Genomic DNA, 15,603 nt, shown 5'->3' on the forward strand with positions numbered 1-15,603 from the left:
GCACTGTCGGCGCCCCGAGGGACAGTGATCGCCGCATTCCGACGCACCCTTGCGGATCGCGCCCGCGCCCCTCGCTGATCCGGCAGTCGAGCGGGCGGGCCTGCGCGGGGCCGACGTCCACAGGGAGGTCGGTCTCGAGACGCCGCCTGCGCGGCTACTCGACCATCAGGCTGCGGGGAGCGCGTCGGCCGCTGCGCGGCCACTCGACCGGTGGGCTACGGCGCGAGCGCGACCGGCGGTTCGCTGCAGCACCCGTCGCGAAGCCGACCGCGGCCGCTCGACGACGAAGGAGGAGAACGGCCTAACGGAACAGCGCCTGGAGGCGCTTCACGCCCTCGAGGAGCGCGTCGTCGCCGAGGGCGTAGGAGAGGCGCAGGTATCCGCTCGGGCCGAAGGCCTCTCCGGGGACCGTCGCGACCTCGGCCTGCTCGAGGATGAGGTCGGCCAGCTCGAGGGAGGTCGTCGGAGTGACGCCTCGCCACTCGCGGTTCAGCAGCCCGCTGACGTCGGGGTAGACGTAGAACGCTCCGCCCGGCGTCGGGCACTCGACCCCGTCGATCGCGTTCAGCTCGGCGACGATCGTGCGCCGGCGGCGGTCGAACGCGAGGCGCATCTCCTCGGCCGGCTCCTGCGGGCCGGTGAGAGCGGCGATGGCCGCGCGCTGCGAGATGTTCGAGACGTTGCTCGAGAGGTGCGACTGCAGGTTCGAGGCGCCCTTGATCGCGTCGGCCGGGCCGACCATCCAGCCCACCCGCCAGCCCGTCATCGCGTAGGTCTTCGCGACGCCGTTCACGAGGATCGTGCGGTCGCGCAGCGCGGGAACCGCCTCCACGATCGAGGTGGCCGACTCGAGCGGCGCCGCGTCGTCCTGGCCCTCCTCGGCGTAGACGAGGTTCTGGTAGATCTCGTCGGCGACGACCCAGAGGCCGTGCTCCTCGGCCCACTCGCCGATGGCGCGGGTCTGCTCCGCCGAGTAGACGGCTCCGGTCGGGTTCGAGGGGGAGACGAAGAGGAGCACCGTCGTGCGCTCGGTCCGCGCCGCCTCGAGCTGCTCGACGGTGACGAGGTAGCCCTGGTCGGCGCCCGCGAAGACGTCGACCTGCACTCCTCCGGCGAGCTTGATCGCCTCGGGGTACGTGGTCCAGTAGGGAGTGGGGACGAGCACCTCGTCGCCGTCGTCGAGGAGCGTCTGGAAGGCCTGGTAGACGGCCTGCTTGCCGCCGTTGGTCACGACGACCTGCGAGGCCTCGACCGCCCATCCGGAGTCGCGCGCGGTCTTCTCGGCGATCGCCTCGCGGAGGTCGGGCAGCCCGGCGGCCGGGGTGTAGCGGTAGTTCCGCGGGTCGAGCACGGCGGCCGAGGCGGCCTCGACGATGTGCTCGGGGGTGCGGAAGTCGGGCTCTCCGGCGGCGTACGAGATGACGGGGCGGCCCTGCGCCTGGAGTGCCTTCGCCTTGGCGTCGACCTTCAGGGTCGCGGACTCGGCGATGGCGGCGATGCGGGCGGAGATGCGAGCGGAGGAGGACACGATTCTCAGCGTATCCTGCGCGCGCGGAGGGCCGCCTCCGCCCCGTCGTGCCCGGCTGGACACGTCCAGCGGGTCCACGTACACTCGTCCGAGGTAGTCGAACTCTGCCCCGATTCGCAGCGCCCGAGAGGGTGCGCAGCCGGGGGGAGCGGGGTCCGACTCCTCCTCGGATGCCCGCAACGGCATCCATAGGGCGGTGGCTCAATTGGTAGAGCAGCGGTCTCCAAAACCGCAGGTTGCAGGTTCGAGCCCTGTCCGCCCTGCACATCGATGCCCGTCGCACGCGGTCCCCGCGATGCAGCGGACATCGGTCCAGGGCCGCCTCACGGGCGGCCGGCCACACCGGAGGTTCCGGTGCGGGAAAGGTGCGTGCAGGTGGCCGGGAAAGCAGTCGACGAGCCGAGCGAGGACGTCGTCGCGATCGCGAATCAGCAGCGAGCCGCGCGGCGCAATCCGTTCGCGAGGATCGCCCTCTTCATCCGGCAGGTCATCGCCGAGCTGAAGAAGGTCGTCACGCCGACCCGCAAAGAGCTGGGCAACTACGTCGTGGTGGTGCTGATCTTCGTCGTCATCATGATGGCGCTGGTCTCGTTCCTCGACTGGGTGTTCGCGCTGGCCGTGACCTACGTCTTCGGCACACCCGCCACCTGAGCCCGGAGGCGTCCGCGATCGCGAGAGCGGCGGACGCCGGCGACAGCGGTGCGCGCCCCGAGCGGGCGCGGACCGGATCGAACGAGAGAGAGTTGTGACGAGTGTCTGACAGAAACCGCGACGACGTCGACTGGGCGACGGCTGCCGAGCAGTCGTCGGAGGTCGACGAGACGCAGGAGGGCGGCACCCTAGCCCAGGCTGAGGACGCCATCGAGCCCGCCGAGGAGGGCGCGCTGAGCGTCATCGACGAGAACGAGTCCGAGGACGACCTCGCCTCCGACCTGGAGGCGGCGCTCGACGCGATCGGCTCGGTCGACGACCCGGAGGCCGACTCGGCCGTCGACGAGGCCGCGCACATCGACACCGTCGAGGAGGCCGAAGCGGCCCTCGAGGCGGTCGAGGACGAGGCCGAGGTCGCCGCCGAGGACGCGGAGGCCACCGGCGAGGACGTCGCCGACATCGACCCCTACGAGGCGTTCCGCACGGAGCTGCGCGGCAAGATGGGCAAGTGGTACGTCATCCACTCCTACGCCGGCTTCGAGAAGCGCGTGAAGTCGAACATCGAGAACCGCAAGGTCTCGCTCGAGGCCGAGGACTACATCTTCGAGGTCCAGGTCCCGATGGAGGACGTGGTCGAGATCAAGAACGGCCAGCGCAAGATGGTGACCCGCGTCCGCATCCCGGGCTACGTGCTGGTGCGCATGGACCTCAACGAGGACTCGTGGTCGGTCGTCCGGCACACCCCCGGCGTGACCGGCTTCGTGGGCAACGCCCACAACCCGACTCCTCTGCGCTTCGAGGAGGCCTTCACCATGCTGAAGAGCCTCGTCGAGATCAAGGACGTCGCCCCGTCGAAGGCCTCCGGCGCCAAGGGCCAGAAGCAGACGCAGCGCGTCCTGCCGGCCGAGGTCGACTTCGAGATCGGCGAGACGATCACGATCAAGGAGGGCTCGTTCGCGGGTCTTCCGGGTTCGATCAGCGAGATCAAGCCCGAGAGCGGCAAGCTCACGGTGCTGGTGTCGCTCTTCGAGCGCGAGACTCCGGTCGAGCTGTCGTTCGATCAGGTCACCAAGCTCTGACGCTCGCCGTCGCGCTGCAGCCGAACGCCTCCTCCGCCTGCCGGAGGGGGCGTTCGGCGTTGCGGGGTGGGGTGCGATCTGCGGGTGCTCGTGCGATTCGCAGGAATCGGTACGGTCTGCCAGCGATCGAGGCGAGCAAGCGCTCTCCTGAGCCAGGTGTCGGCCGGAGAAGCAGGATCTCCTGCAGATTGCACCGGCACCTGCGGCAGGAGTCGCCCTGTCGTTACCGGCCCGAAGCGTGTAAGATCGGACGGGTTTTCGTGTCGGCGCCCCGAGTGTGCGCGCCGGCCGACCCTCCTCCACCGCGATGCGACTGTGTCGTCTGCGCGGGAGAGCGGCCGGGAACCCCCACCGCTCGAACCCTGAGAAAAGGAATCCTGAATGGCCCCCAAGAAGAAGGTCACCGGTCTGATCAAGCTCCAGATCAAGGCCGGCGCGGCGAACCCCGCGCCCCCGATCGGACCGGCGCTCGGTCAGCACGGCGTCAACATCATGGAGTTCTGCAAGGCGTACAACGCCCAGACCGAGTCGCAGCGCGGCAACGTCATCCCCGTCGAGATCACCGTCTACGAGGACCGTTCGTTCACGTTCATCCTCAAGACCCCGCCCGCCGCGGAGCTCATCAAGAAGGCCGCCGGCGTCGCCAAGGGCTCGTCGACCCCGCACACCGTCAAGGTCGCCAAGCTGACCCGCGCGCAGGTCCGCGAGATCGCGGAGGCGAAGCAGGTCGACCTGAACGCCAACGACATCGACGCGGCAGCGAAGATCATCGCCGGCACGGCCCGCTCGATGGGCATCACCGTAGAGGGCTAGTCCTCGCGCCCTTCCAGAACTCAACACCCGTGGGAGAGCCCGCCAGGCTCTAGAACCACATTCTCGTTTCAAGGAGAAACAACATGGCACAGAAGTCGAAGGCCTACCGGGCCGCAGCGGCCAAGCTCGAAGAGGGCAAGTTCTACACCGCCGACGAGGCGGTCGCTCTCGCACGCGAGACCGGTTCGGCCAAGTTCAACAGCACCGTCGAGGTCGCGCTCAAGCTCGGCGTCGACCCGCGCAAGGCCGACCAGATGGTCCGCGGAACGGTCATCCTCCCCCACGGCACGGGCAAGACCGCCCGCGTCATCGTGTTCGCGACCGGCCCCGCGGCCGAGGCCGCGATCGCAGCAGGCGCCGACGAGGTCGGCGGCGCCGAGCTCATCGAGAAGGTCGCCGGCGGCTACACCTCGTTCGACTCCGCCGTCTCGACGCCGGAGCTCATGGGCCAGGTCGGTCGTCTCGGAAAGGTGCTCGGCCCCCGCGGCCTCATGCCCAACCCGAAGACCGGCACCGTGACCCCGGACGTGGCGAAGGCCGTGACCGAGATCAAGGGCGGCAAGATCGAGTTCCGCGTCGACAAGCACGCCAACGTGCACCTCGTCGTCGGCAAGGCCGCTTTCACCGAGGAGCAGCTCCAGGAGAACTTCAAGACGGCGCTCGACGAGATCGTCCGCCTGAAGCCGTCCTCCTCGAAGGGCCGCTACATCCAGAAGGCCGCCGTCTCGACGACCTTCGGCCCCGGCATCCCGCTGGACGTCAACGTCCTCGCCTGAGCCGCGGCGCAGCACTGACAGGGAGGGGGTCCGCTTCGGCGGGCCCTCTCCTTCGTCGTCTCCGGAGGCGCCCGCCTCCGCGGGCATACTGGTCGGCGTGGCCGATCCCTCCCTCCCGCCCGGCTCGCCCGTGACGGTGCGCCGTGCCGCCGCGTCCGACGCCGGGGCGCTCTCGATCCTGGCGGCGGCGACGTTCCCGCTCGCCTGCCCGCCCCACGTCACGGCGGAGGCGAAGGCCGACTTCATCCGCACGGTGCTGTCGGTCGAGCGGTTCCGCGAGTACCTCGCCGACGAGGCCCGGATGCTGTTCGTGGCCGAGGACGAGACGGGGGCGCTCGCCTACACCATGCTCCTCCGGGGCGAGCCCGCCGACCCGGACGCCGCCTCCGCGATCGTGCACCGGCCGACGGTGGAGGTCAGCAAGTGCTACGCGCTGCCCGCCCGGCACGGCTCGGGGATCGCCGCCCGGCTGATGACGGCGAGCATCGAGGAGGCGGGGGAGAGCGGCGCGCGCGGAGTCTGGCTGGGCGTGAACCAGGAGAACGCGCGGGCGCGCCGCTTCTACGCGAAGCACGGCTTCGAGGTCGTGGGCACGAGGCGGTTCCTCGTCGGTGGACGGTGGGAGGACGACTTCGTGCTCGAGCGCGCCCTCTGATCCCGCCGTCGGGTCAGCCCTCGGCGACCGTGAGCACGATCTTGCCGCGGGTGTGACCGGTCTCGAGCTGCTCGTGCGCCTGGCAGGCCTGAGCGAGCGGGAAGATGCCGTCGATGAAGACGCGGACGTCGCCCGACTCGAGCAGTCGCGAGACCACCGCGAGCGTGGCGCCGTCCGGGGCGACCTTGTAGGTGGAGGCGCGGACTCCCGCCGCCGCCGACTCCTCGAAGAACTCGGGCCAGCTCCCGGTGGGGGCGTTGACGATCAGGCCGCCCGGCCGCAGCACCGTCAGCGAGCGCGAGCCGGTGCGGTCGTGCACGTTGCCGACGAGGTCGATGACCACGTCGACCTCGTCGAGGAGCTCGTCGAACCGCTCGGTGGTGTGGTCGATCACCCGCGACGCACCGAGCTCGCGCAGCCACTGCAGGTTGCGGGTCGAGCCGGTCGCGATGACGGAGGCCCCGAAGTAGGCGGCGAACTGGACCGCGAAGTGGCCGACTCCGCCGGAACCGGCGTGGATGAGCATCCGCTGCCCCTCGTGCGCCTTCGCCAGCTCGACGACCATGCCCCAGGCCGTCAGCGCGGCGAGCGGCACTCCCGCCGCCTCGACGTGTGAAAGAGTCGAGGGCTTCCTGGTGACCGAGACGCTCGGCACCGTCACGTACTCGGCGTACGAGCCCGAGTAGCGGGGCACCATCACGAAGCCGTAGACCTCGTCGCCGGGTCGCAGCGAGTGCGCGGGGTAGGGGCTAGAGACGACGACTCCCGAGAAGTCGTGACCGAGGACCGCCGGGTAGGAGCCGATCTGCGAGGCGACGCCGCGACCCGCGCGCGTCTTCGCGTCGAGCGGGTTCACTCCTGCCGCGATCACCTTGACGGTGAACTCGGCGTTGATGGCCGTGGGAGTCGGCACCGTCGCGAGGTGGAGCACCGAGGCGTCGCCCGGAGCGTCGATGACGGCGGCCGTCATCGTGTCGGGCACGACGACCTCCTCCGGGATCTCTCCGATCACGAGGCCGTGCCCGAGCGCACTGTTGTGCATCATCGCCCTTCCTGTCGCGGCACCGGTGGTGGTTCGAGCGGGAGGGAACGGCAGAACTGCACCCCCGACCCCGCTTCCGAGTGCCGCGCTCAGTCAATCGAGGTAATGAGTCCGGGCTGTTACGGCGGTGTCACCCGCCCGAGAAGATTGCCCGGATGGCCCCCGGACGGGAGGTGTACCGGGAGTCGGCCGCCGGTCTGGCACGATGAGGGGATGCAGCGTTGTCGGGCACGGATCACCGTCCTCGTGAGCGGCGCAGCCCTCGTCCTGGCGGGTCTCTCGCTGCTCCTGGCGGCGCGAGCGAGCATCGGCACGAGCCGCTGGGTCTACGTCAGCGAGATGGGTGCCCCCGATCTGCCGACCGCCGGGACCTTCCGCATCGCGCTCCTCCTCGTGGCGGCCGGAGGGGCGCTGATCGCGGCAGGCTCGTGGAGCGTGCGGACCCGGCTCCTCAGGGGTCTTCCGCCCTCGGCCGTGATCCTCCTCGCCGCGGCCTGCTTCGCTCTCGCGTCGCAGGTCACCTGCACGGCCGGCTGCCCGCTGCCCGTGGGGCCGGCCTTCAGCTGGCAGGACCTCATCCACACCTCGGCAGCCGTCCTCGGCTTCGCGGCGGCCTGCGTGGCCATGCTGCAGCTGGCCACGGCCCGCGAGCGCCCCGGAGTCGCGCGGCTGTCGCTGATCGCGGGGATCGCTGTCGCGGTCGTGGCCGGCGCAGGAGCAGTGCTCTCCCTCCTGCGGGTGTGGATGGGTCTCGGCGGCACTCTCGAGTTCGTGGCGACCGCGATCGCCGTGCTCTGGCTGGCGGTCGTCGGAGTGGCCCTGGCCGCCGAGGAGGTCAGCGCCGTGCGAGCCAGTCGCGGACGTGCCCGCGGATCCGATCCTGCTGAGCGGCGAGGCCGGCGTCCCGTGCCGGGACCCGCTCGAGGTCTGCATCCGGAAGAGCCCTAGCCCACTGCTCCGCGACGGCGACCGGGTGCACCGGGTCGCGGTCGGCGGCGATGACGAGCGTGCGCGCGATCACTCCGGCCAGCTCGCCCGAGTCGCGGTAGGCGGCGTTACGCGGGATCTCGGCGAGCCGGACCGCGCGCTCGGCGGCGCGGGGAGAGCGGAACTGCAGCACCAGCGCCTCCGCCGACGCCGGTGACACCTGGGCGGCGCGGGCGAAGAGCCCGGAGGCGCGGAACAGCCGCTCGCCGCGCTTGGCTCCGTGATCGTGCAGCAGCTGCGCGATCACGGGGAACACCGAGAGGTTCTCGGGCAGCGGCTCGGCCGTGAAGGCCGGTCTGACGAACACCGCGCGGTCGATCGGCAGCACCTTCCGGCTCGCCAGCTTCAGGGCGATCGCCGCGCCCATCGAGATGCCGAGGACCGTGAGCGGCTTGTGCGCGGCTCCGGCGCGGACCACCTGCTCGGTCACCTCGTCGGCGAGGGAGTCGAGCGAGAAGTCGGCCGCCGCGCCGAGCTCGTCGGAGGAGCCGTGGGCGCGGATGTCGGGGGCGAGGACCTCGGTGCCGGCCGGGAGCGCGGAGCGCAGCAGACCCAGCGGCTGGGAGCGATCGCCGCCCAGACCGTGCAGGAGCAGGGCGGTCACCGCCGGCCCGCGCGCGTTCTCTCGTGCAGCTCCGCCATCAGCATCCCGGCGAGACGGACCAGCATGTGGATCTCGTCCTCGTCGCGGTCGACCCAGCGGCACTCGGGATCGGCGTCGAGGGGGACGAAGTCGCGGTGCTGCTCCCAGACGACCAGGGTGCGCTCGGCACCCAGGACGTACTGCTGCCAGAAGACCTGGCGCAGGTAGTGCCGCGGGATGCTCTTCCACGGCTTCGTGGTCGTCTTGATCTCGCACAGCTCGAGCCGGCCGTCCTGGCGCAGGCCGATGCCGTCGGGAGTGGCGAGGTGACGGCGCTCCTGGCTCGCGTGGAAGAGCGTGCTGCTCGGCTCGATCGCGTGCTCGCGGCGGACCCAGGCCGCGATCTCGGGTTCGCGCGCCCGCCCGTGATCGGTGAAGGCGTTGCCTCCGAAGCCCGTGCCGTAGAGCTTGTCGAGCGCGGCCTTGTCGATGGCCGCCGGCGAGGAGAGGCGGGCGACGTCGGTCGCGGTGATGCCGCGGGAGCGGGCGCGGAGCCAGGCGACGCGGTCCGAGGAGTCGGCGACGACCCGCCTGAGGTGCGGCGGCTCGGCGTCCACGAAGACGGGCTGCGTCTCCCAGGGGAACGAGAGCTGCAGATCGGGCACCGATCGATCATGCGCCCATTCGCGCGCACCGGCGAATCGGCACGCCGGGCCCCGCGTTCGCCGTGCGCGAGATGCCGGGATCGAGGCGGCGGCGATGGTGCACCCAGGGCGTCCGGGGGTCAGCGCGGGTCGTCTCGGAGGATCCGCAGACCGCCCCGCTGCCGCCCCGACTCGTGGGCGGCGACCGCCCGGTGGACGGCCGTCCAGACGAGCTCGTGCTCGACCGGGGTCAGCTCGCCCTCGTCGAGGTCGGCATCGGCGCGGCGGAGCACGGCGGCGAGGGAGGCGAGGTGGTCGATGTCGTCGCCGAGCGTCGCGTCTGCCAGCAGGGAGGCGTGCGCGCTCGCGTGGGCGGAGGCCCGGCGTGTGCGAGCGGTCGTCCTCGCGAGGGCGAGTCCGCCGGCTCCGTAGAGGAGGGTGAGGATCGAGGCGATCCACCACGCGTCCGCGCCGGTGAGAGCGAGGGCCGCGAAGGCTAGGAGGAGCACGAATCCGATCGTCGACCAGCTCTCGGCGAGGTGCTGGCGCCGCCGCTCGTCGGCGGGTGTCCCCGGGGGATAGACGACGAGGGTGCTGGAGGCGCTGCCGTAGCGCGTGACGGTGGTGGTGAGGTGGCCCCAGCGGTCGCGCCGATCGAGGAGCCGGTTCAGGATCGACGTGATGCTGCGGGGAGGGTGTTCGGCGGTCATCCCGTCAGGATCCGCCGGGTCGGAGCGCCGAGCGCGGGGGCTCATGGGACGCATGCGCGGCAGGGGCGGATCCCCACGGAATCCTGACGGGTCGCTCATTCGAGGGCGTGCAACCAGGCGGGCTGGCCGTCGGCGACGGACGGGGTCGCCGGAGCGACGCTCGCCTCGGGGACCGGGCGCAGGTCGCGGAGCACGACGGCGTCGGGGCAGGGCACGGCCAGGAGATCGCCCTCGCGCAGGTCGTCGGGGAGGACGGCGAGAGCGGCCTCGCAGGCCGTCCCCGCACTGCGGCCGGTCCCGAGGACGGTCGTCGGGTGGGCGTGTGCGCAGGATGCCCGTCCGATCACGCGCATCTCCGCCCACACGGCGGGGACGGCGTCGAGGCAGGCGTCGATCACGATCTCGAGCCGACCCTCCGAGTCCCGTTTGGCCTCGGTGACGGCGACCACGATCGCGGTCGCCTGCCGGTCGGGCGCCGGGCGACCGCCGGTGCCGGGCACGACTCCGGCCGCGACGTGCACGCAGGGGGTGCCGCACACCTCGACGAGGCGCACGAGGGAGACCCCGGAGACGACGACGTCGGTCGTGCTCGCGCGGGTGAGCTCGGGCCAGGCGTTCACGTTCAACGGGTCGGGGATGCTGCGGCGCAGTCCCGGGAGCAGGGCGGTGAGGGTCACGAACGGCCTCCTCGCCCGGTGGTGGAGCGGGGTGGGAGGGGGTCCGCGGCAGCGGAGGAGTCGAGGTTCATGCGTCCCGGTCTACGCGCCTTCCGAGCCCGCGGGAGCGATCCTCACGCAACCCGAACGCGGAGGACGCCGATCAGCACGACATCCGTGCCACGAGCGCGACCGTCAGCCGCGGAGGAAGGCGTCGACCTGGGCGGGGGAGAGAAGATGGCGGCGCACCATCAGGGCCGCACCGTGGACGCCGCCGCCGCGGGCCGCAGCCTGGACGATGTCGAGGGAGCGGGTCGCCAGGGGCAGGGAGCGGCGGTAGACCACCTCCCGGACGCCCGCGAGGACCTCGTGGCTCGCCTCCGCGACGCTGCCGCCGATCACGATGACGGAGGGGTTGAGCAGGTTCACGCAGGTGGCGAGCACCTCGCCGATGTCGCGGCCCGCCGCCCGCGTCAGGCCGACCGCCGTGCCGTCACCGGCGCGCAGCAGCTCGACCACGTCGGAGGTGCTCGGGACACCGAGGCGGTGGGCGAGCGCCGAACCGCTCGCGATCGCCTCGAGGTCGGCCTCTCCGCGCTCGCCGGGCACCTGCACGTGACCGAGATCGCCGGCGGCGCCGAGCGCACCGCGCTGGAGCGCGCCTCCGCTGACGATCCCGGCGCCGATGCCGGTCGAGACCTTCACGTAGAGGAGGTCGTCGATCTCGCGGTAGTGATCGGCGTGCTCGCCGAGGGCCAACAGGTTCACGTCGTTGTCGACGAGCACCGGCACGGCACGGCGGCCGCCGACGAAGGCGGGGATGTCGAAGCGGTCCCAGCCCGGCATGATCGGCGGCTTGACCGGCCGCCCCGTCGCGTGCTCGACGGGCCCCGGGACCCCGACGCCGACTCCGGCGAGCGGCGCGCCGCCGGGGATCGCGGCGAGCAGCGCGTCGGCGACGTCGAGGGCGTGCCCCAGGACGGGCAGCGGGCCGTCGGCGATGGCGATCGCCTCGCGCCTCTCGACGAGGACGCGCCCGTCGAGATCGGTGACGGCGATCGTCGCGTGCGCCGCCCCGAGGTCGATCGCGAGCAGGCGGCGGGCGGTCGGGTCGAACGCGACGCGCGCGGCGGGACGGCCACCCGAGGACGGTGCGTCGTCGCGGCGCACCACGAGTCCGGAGTCGGTGAGGGCGTCGAGCTGCGTCGAGACGGCGGCGCGATGGGCGCCCGTCTCGGCGGCGACGTCGGCCCGGGTGCGGGCGACTCCGTCGGAGAGAAGGAGGAGCAGCTCGCCCGCTGCGCTGACGGCGGGTCGGCGGCGGGGTGGCATGGCGAGAGTCAATCACAGCCTCCGGGCTTCTGCTCGAGAACACGAGACTTCTTACCGAACGCCACTCAGGTTTTGCTTGTTTCTCGTCAAAAGTCGCCGTAGGGTCGGAGGCACCATCCTTTCGACGTCGATCAGGAGCACCCCGGTGGTCACACCCTCAGACCTCTCCGTCCAGCTGTACTCGGTCCGCGAGCCCCTCGCCGCAGACCTGCCCGCCACCCTCGACCGGCTCGCCGGCATCGGACTCACGAAGGTCGAGCTCTTCGACTTCGTGAACCTCGCCGAGGGCTACCGCACGGCGCTGCCTGCCAGTGGGCTCTCGGCGCCGAGCGCCCACGCGCGCCTCCTCGGACCGCAGGAGGGCACCTCCGTCGACGAGACCCTCGACGTCGCCGCCTCCCTCGGTGTGCAGACCGTCATCGACCCCTTCGTCGACCCGGCCCGCTGGACCAGCGCCGACGACGTGAAGTCGATCGCCGACGATCTGAACGCGCTCGCCGACTCCGCCGCGTCGCGCGGGCTGGCGCTCGGCTACCACAACCACTGGTTCGAGTTCGAGAACCGCGTCGACGGCCGGAGCGCCTACGAGCACCTCGCGACGCTTCTCGACCCGCGGATCGTCCTCGAGCTCGACACCTACTGGGCCGCTGTGGGCGGTGACGACCCGGTCGAGGTGCTCGGCCGACTCGGCGACACGGTCCGCTTCCTCCACATCAAGGACGGACCGGTGTCGATGGACACTAAGGCGCAGCAGCCGGCAGGGTCGGGTGCGATGAACATCCCCGCGGTGCTCGCGGCAGCGCCTCAGGCGCTCCCCGTGCTCGAGTTCGACGCCTACGCCGGCGACATCTTCGAGGGCCTCACCACCGCGTTCGGCTACGTCACCGGGATCGACGCATGACCGGCTCGGGCCGCGCCGGCGTCGGCGTCATCGGTGCGGGCAACATCAGCACCCAGTACCTCACCAACCTCACGACGTTCCCCGATCTCGAGGTGCTCTTCGTCGCCGACATCGACCTCGAGCGCGCGAAGGCGCAGGCCGAGGCGTTCGGCGTGCCCGCGTCGGGTTCGGTCGACGAGCTCCTCGCGCACCCCGGCATCGAGATCGTCGTCAACCTGACGATCCCCGCCGCGCACGTCGAGGTCGCCCGCCGCGCCGTCGAGGCCGGCAAGCACGTCTGGACCGAGAAGCCCTTCTCGCTCGACCGCGACAGCGGAGTCGAGCTGCTCGCCCTCGCCAAGGAGAAGGGGCTGCGCGTCGCGACGGCTCCCGACACCTTCCTCGGTGCGGGTCTGCAGACCGCGCAGCGCATCATCGAGAGCGGCGCCATCGGCACTCCGCTCTCGGCGATCACCCTCTTCCAGGGCCCCGGCCCCGAGGGCTGGCACCCGAACCCCGAGTTCTTCTTCACCGAGGGCGGCGGACCGCTGCTCGACATGGGGCCGTACTACATCACGACCCTCGTGCAGAACCTCGGACCGGTCGAGAGCGTCACGGCGGTCTCGTCGCAGGCGCGCGCCACCCGAGTCGTCGGCTCCGGTCCCAAGGAGGGCACCGAGTTCCCGGTGACCATCCCGACGCACATCGGCGGCCTGCTGCGCTTCGAGTCCGGCGCCTCGGCCCAGGGAGTCTGGAGCTTCGAGTCGAGCAAGCTGCGGATGGGCTTCGTCGAGATCAACGGCACGGAGGGGACCCTCGTCCTTCCCGATCCGAACATGCACGACGGCGAGATCACCCTCTACCGCCGAGGCTCGAAGGAGCCCGAGGTCATCCAGGCCACGGGTTCGACCGCCTCGCGCGGCACGGGAGTGCTCGAGCTGGCGCGCGCGATCCGCGCCGACCGGGCGGAGGCCGCCTCCGGTGACCTCGCGTACCACGTGACCGACGTCATGCTCTCCCTCCTCGAGGCCGCAGAGACCGGCGAGAAGGTGCTCGTCGAGAGCACCGTCGTGCCCCGCCCCGCGCTGCCCGAGGACTGGGACCCGACGGAAGCGACGCTCGCCTGATGGCGGCCGCCCTCCGCGTCGGCGTGCTCGGAGGCGGCTTCATGGCCGCCGTGCACAGCCGCGCCGCTCGCAGCGCCGGTGCCGTGCTCGCGGGTGTCGCCTCCTCCAGCCCCGAGAAGGGCGAGAGGGCGGCGGGCGAGCTCGGCTTCGAGCGTGCCTACTCCGACGCGCAGGCGCTGATCGAGGACGACGACATCGACCTGATCCACGTCTGCACCCCGAACGCCTCGCACGCCGAGCTCGCCCTCGCCGCGATCGCCGCGGGCAAGCACGTGGTGTGCGAGAAGCCGCTCGCCGCCACGGTCGAGGAGGCGCGCTCGCTCGCGCGGGCCGCCTCCGCCGCGGGGATCGTCGCGACCGTGCCGTTCGCCTACCGGTTCCACCCGATGGTGCGCGAGGCGCGCGCCCGCGTCGCCGCGGGCGAGACCGGCCGGCTGGTCACGGTGCGCGGCAGCTACCTGCAGGACTGGCTGCTCGGCGCCTCCGACGACAACTGGCGCGTCGACCCCGCCGCCGGAGGTCGCTCCCGCGCCTTCGGCGACATCGGCTCGCACCTGGTCGACCTGCTCGAGTTCGTGACGGGGGAGCGCATCGAGTCGCTCGCCTCGGTCACGAGCACGATCCACGCCGAGCGCGGCGGCAGGCCGGTCGAGACGGAGGACGCGGCGGGCGCGATCGTGCGCCTCGCGGGCGGTGCCGTGGGCACCCTCCTGGTCTCGCAGGTCACCGCGGGTCACCGCAACGAGCTCGTCCTCGAGGTCTCCGGCCTGGAGGAGTCGCTGCGCTTCGAGCAGGAGCTGCCCGAGACGCTGTGGGTGGGCCGCCGCGACAGCGCCGTGCTCGTCCCGCGCGACGGCGCGATCCTCGCTCCGGATGCGGCGCGGCTCTCCATCGTGCCGAGCGGGCACCCGATGGGCTATCAGGACGCGTTCAACGCCTTCGCCCGCGACACCTACGCCGCCGTCGCCGGAGCCGACGTGGAGGGTCTGCCGACCTTCGACGATGGGCTCCGCGCCGCGCTGATCACCGAGGCCGTGCTCGACGCGGCCGCCACCGGCGCCTGGGTCACCGTGCCCGGCGCCGCAGACGAGGAGGCCCGCCCGTGAGCGAGCAGAAGACCTACGCCGCCACCCACCCGGTGACCCTGTTCACCGGCCAGTGGGCCGACCTGCCCTTCGAGGAGGTCGCGCGCCTCGCCTCCGAGTGGGGCTACGACGGTCTCGAGATCGCCGCCTCCGGCGACCACCTCGATCTCAAGCGGGCCGACGAGGACGACTCGTACGTCGCCTCCCGGCTCGAGATCCTGGACCGCTACGGGCTCGAGGTCTTCGCGATCTCGAACCACCTCACCGGCCAGGCCGTCTGCGACGATCCGATCGACTTCCGCCACAGGGCCCTCGTGCGCGACTACACCTGGGGCGACGGCGATCCCGAGGGCGTGCGACAGCGGGCCGCCGAGGACATGAAGCGCTCGGCACGCGTCGCGCGGAAGCTCGGCGTGGACGTCGTGGTGGGCTTCACGGGCTCGAAGATCTGGCCCTACGTGGCGCAGTTCCCGCCGGTGCCGGCCTCGGTGATCGAGGAGGGCTACGAGGACTTCGCCACGCGGTGGAACCCGATCCTCGACGAGTTCGACGCGCAGGGCGTCGTCTACGCGCACGAGGTGCACCCGTCCGAGATCGCCTACGACTACTGGTCGAGCGTGAAGACCCTCGAGGCGATCGGGCACCGGAAGGCCTTCGGATTCAACTGGGACCCGTCGCACATGATGTGGCAGAACATCGACCCGGTCGGCTTCATCTGGGACTTCAAGGACCGGATCTACCACGTCGACTGCAAGGACACGCGGATGCGCCCGCAGAACGGCCGCTCGGGCGTGCTCGGTTCGCACCTGCCGTGGGGCGACCCGCGGCGCGGGTGGGACTTCGTCTCGACAGGGCACGGAGACGTGCCGTGGGAGGACTCGTTCCGCGCGCTCGAGGCGATCGGCTACACCGGCCCGATCTCGATCGAGTGGGAGGACGCCGGCATGGACCGCCTGCACGGCGCGGCCGAGGCCGTGGGCTACATCCGCTCGCTGCTCTGGAAGCTGCCGACCGCGTCGTTCGACGCCGCGTTCTCGAACCAGTAGGCGCCGGCA

General features: G+C 71.6%; 17 protein-coding genes and 1 tRNA gene. 11 read left to right on the forward strand and 7 right to left on the reverse strand.

Annotated elements, in window-relative coordinates; genetic code table 11:
• Positions 1-301 precede the first annotated feature (301 nt).
• Entirely contained in the window at positions 302-1,528 is a 1,227-nt protein-coding gene (locus B9Y99_RS12730; protein WP_085476942.1) for a pyridoxal phosphate-dependent aminotransferase, read from the reverse strand.
• A 190-nt stretch (positions 1,529-1,718) separates the two neighbouring features.
• Here B9Y99_RS12730 and B9Y99_RS12735 point away from each other — a divergent pair.
• From B9Y99_RS12735 to B9Y99_RS12760, 6 genes are all read left to right on the forward strand, one after another.
• Positions 1,719-1,791: transfer RNA gene (locus tag B9Y99_RS12735), tRNA-Trp, on the forward strand.
• Between the two features lie 112 nt (positions 1,792-1,903).
• Positions 1,904-2,179: a preprotein translocase subunit SecE gene (secE, locus tag B9Y99_RS12740; protein ID WP_056041554.1), complete on the forward strand. Its 276-nt coding sequence runs from the start codon at positions 1,904-1,906 to the stop codon at positions 2,177-2,179.
• A 101-nt stretch (positions 2,180-2,280) separates the two neighbouring features.
• The gene (gene nusG, locus B9Y99_RS12745; RefSeq protein WP_085476943.1) at positions 2,281-3,258 is read left to right on the forward strand and encodes a transcription termination/antitermination protein NusG; all 978 of its coding nucleotides are present in this window, start codon (positions 2,281-2,283) and stop codon (positions 3,256-3,258) included.
• Between the two features lie 381 nt (positions 3,259-3,639).
• Positions 3,640-4,071 carry a 50S ribosomal protein L11 gene (gene rplK, locus B9Y99_RS12750; RefSeq protein WP_085476944.1) on the forward strand — a complete coding sequence of 144 codons (432 nt, stop codon included), beginning with the start codon at positions 3,640-3,642 and terminating at the stop codon, positions 4,069-4,071.
• Positions 4,072-4,154: 83 nt separating this feature from the next.
• Positions 4,155-4,847, forward strand: a complete 693-nt coding sequence (rplA, locus tag B9Y99_RS12755; protein ID WP_085476945.1) for a 50S ribosomal protein L1 — start codon at positions 4,155-4,157, stop codon at positions 4,845-4,847.
• Positions 4,848-4,944: 97 nt separating this feature from the next.
• Entirely contained in the window at positions 4,945-5,502 is a 558-nt protein-coding gene (locus tag B9Y99_RS12760) for a GNAT family N-acetyltransferase (RefSeq protein WP_208856951.1), read from the forward strand.
• Between the two features lie 13 nt (positions 5,503-5,515).
• On the opposite strand, the gene B9Y99_RS12765 is transcribed toward B9Y99_RS12760, so the two are convergent.
• Positions 5,516-6,544 carry an NADP-dependent oxidoreductase gene (locus B9Y99_RS12765; RefSeq protein ID WP_425298486.1) on the reverse strand — a complete coding sequence of 343 codons (1,029 nt, stop codon included), beginning with the start codon at positions 6,542-6,544 and terminating at the stop codon, positions 5,516-5,518.
• 246 nt (positions 6,545-6,790) lie between these two features.
• Between B9Y99_RS12765 and B9Y99_RS12770 the strand changes: the two genes are divergently transcribed.
• On the forward strand, positions 6,791-7,492 hold the full coding sequence (locus tag B9Y99_RS12770) for a DUF998 domain-containing protein (RefSeq protein WP_208856952.1): 702 nt from the start codon (positions 6,791-6,793) through the stop codon (positions 7,490-7,492).
• Here B9Y99_RS12770 and B9Y99_RS18545 read toward each other — a convergent pair.
• From B9Y99_RS18545 to B9Y99_RS12790, 5 genes are all read right to left on the reverse strand, one after another.
• Positions 7,380-8,135 (reverse strand): alpha/beta fold hydrolase, encoded by a 756-nt coding sequence (locus B9Y99_RS18545; RefSeq protein ID WP_165759620.1) that lies wholly within the window; start codon positions 8,133-8,135, stop codon positions 7,380-7,382. The genes B9Y99_RS12770 and B9Y99_RS18545 overlap by 113 nt on opposite strands.
• Positions 8,132-8,779: a YqaJ viral recombinase family protein gene (locus tag B9Y99_RS18550; RefSeq protein ID WP_425298483.1), complete on the reverse strand. Its 648-nt coding sequence runs from the start codon at positions 8,777-8,779 to the stop codon at positions 8,132-8,134. Before B9Y99_RS18550 ends, B9Y99_RS18545 begins: the two co-directional genes overlap by 4 nt.
• Before the next feature lie 119 nt (positions 8,780-8,898).
• Positions 8,899-9,468 (reverse strand): DUF6611 family protein, encoded by a 570-nt coding sequence (locus tag B9Y99_RS18835; RefSeq protein ID WP_085476948.1) that lies wholly within the window; start codon positions 9,466-9,468, stop codon positions 8,899-8,901.
• Between the two features lie 95 nt (positions 9,469-9,563).
• Positions 9,564-10,145: a hypothetical protein gene (locus tag B9Y99_RS12785; protein ID WP_085476949.1), complete on the reverse strand. Its 582-nt coding sequence runs from the start codon at positions 10,143-10,145 to the stop codon at positions 9,564-9,566.
• Between the two features lie 174 nt (positions 10,146-10,319).
• Positions 10,320-11,456: an ROK family transcriptional regulator gene (locus B9Y99_RS12790; RefSeq protein ID WP_085476950.1), complete on the reverse strand. Its 1,137-nt coding sequence runs from the start codon at positions 11,454-11,456 to the stop codon at positions 10,320-10,322.
• Between the two features lie 145 nt (positions 11,457-11,601).
• Here B9Y99_RS12790 and B9Y99_RS12795 point away from each other — a divergent pair, with 145 nt between their 5' ends.
• Genes B9Y99_RS12795 through B9Y99_RS12810 form a run of 4 tightly spaced genes read left to right on the forward strand, consistent with a single transcriptional unit; the run spans position 11,602 to position 15,594 of the window.
• On the forward strand, positions 11,602-12,357 hold the full coding sequence (locus B9Y99_RS12795) for a sugar phosphate isomerase/epimerase family protein (RefSeq protein ID WP_244274898.1): 756 nt from the start codon (positions 11,602-11,604) through the stop codon (positions 12,355-12,357).
• Positions 12,354-13,463: a Gfo/Idh/MocA family protein gene (locus B9Y99_RS12800; RefSeq protein ID WP_085476952.1), complete on the forward strand. Its 1,110-nt coding sequence runs from the start codon at positions 12,354-12,356 to the stop codon at positions 13,461-13,463. Before B9Y99_RS12795 ends, B9Y99_RS12800 begins: the two co-directional genes overlap by 4 nt.
• Positions 13,463-14,569 carry a Gfo/Idh/MocA family protein gene (locus B9Y99_RS12805; protein ID WP_085476953.1) on the forward strand — a complete coding sequence of 369 codons (1,107 nt, stop codon included), beginning with the start codon at positions 13,463-13,465 and terminating at the stop codon, positions 14,567-14,569. The genes B9Y99_RS12800 and B9Y99_RS12805 overlap by 1 nt, the downstream gene beginning before the upstream one ends.
• Entirely contained in the window at positions 14,566-15,594 is a 1,029-nt protein-coding gene (locus tag B9Y99_RS12810; RefSeq protein WP_208856953.1) for a sugar phosphate isomerase/epimerase family protein, read from the forward strand. The genes B9Y99_RS12805 and B9Y99_RS12810 overlap by 4 nt, the downstream gene beginning before the upstream one ends.
• The last annotated feature ends 9 nt before the right edge of the window (positions 15,595-15,603 follow it).

The sequence above is a fragment of the Rathayibacter oskolensis genome (assembly GCF_900177245.1).
GTDB lineage: Bacteria > Actinomycetota > Actinomycetes > Actinomycetales > Microbacteriaceae > Rathayibacter > Rathayibacter oskolensis.